This is a genomic window from Rhodococcus sp. H36-A4 (genome assembly GCF_027158005.1).
GTDB lineage: Bacteria > Actinomycetota > Actinomycetes > Mycobacteriales > Mycobacteriaceae > Rhodococcoides.
On record NZ_JAPVLQ010000025.1, the window covers coordinates 1 to 876 of the forward strand.

An 876-nucleotide genomic window follows, 5' to 3' on the forward strand; every position below is an offset into this window, starting at 1 on the left:
TCTGCTGCCGGATTTGTTGGCGGCGGCGGTGGAGCGGTGTCCGGATTCCTCGGCGTTGGTGTGTGGGTCTGAGGTTGTGTCGTATCGGGTGTTGGATGCGTTGTCTTCGCGGTTGGCTCGGGTGTTGGTGGGTTCGGGTGTGGTGGTGGATGGGTTTGTGGGGGTGGCGTTGCCGCGGTCGGTGGATTCGGTGGTGTCGGTGTGGGGTGTGGCGAAGTCCGGTGGTGCTGTGGTGCCGTTCGATCCGGGGTATCCGGTGGAGCGGTTGGAGCGGATGGTGGTGGATTCGGGTGTGCGGGTCGGTGTGACGGTGCGGGAGTTCGTGGGTTTGTTGCCGTCGAGTGTGGAGTGGATTGTGTTGGATGATCCAGCGGTGCAAGCGGTGTTGGGGTCGGTGTCGGATGAGCCGGTGTCGGCGGTGGATCGGGTGGGTCGTTTGCGGGCGGAGTCGGCGGCGTATGTGGTGTATACGTCGGGGTCTACTGGTGTGCCGAAGGGGGTGGTGGTCACTCAGGCGGGGTTGGCGAATTTTGCGGTGGAGCAGCGTGATCGGTATGGGTTGTCGGGGGAGTCGAGGACGTTGCATTTTGCGTCGCCGAGTTTCGATGCGTCGATGTTGGAGTTGTTGTTGGCGGTGGGTGCGTCGTCGACGATGGTGGTGGCGGGTGCGTCGGTGTTCGGTGGGGTGGAGTTGTGGGAGTTGTTGGTTTCGGAGCGGGTGTCGCATGCGTTTGTGACGCCGGCTGCGTTGGCGTCGGTGGATCCGGTGGGGTTGGTCGATCTTCGGGTTGTGGTGGTCGGTGGTGAGGCGTGGTCGTCTGAGTTGTTGGGTCGGTGGGCGGTCGAGCGTGGTGTCGGTGGTGGTGTTCGTGAGTT

1 protein-coding gene is annotated in these 876 nt (G+C 63.5%); it reads left to right on the forward strand.

The genetic code is table 11. The features are described 5' to 3' along the window. Positions 1-876 (forward strand): AMP-binding protein (locus tag O1W68_RS21500; protein WP_331283602.1); only part of this gene is annotated, 876 nt, incomplete at both ends.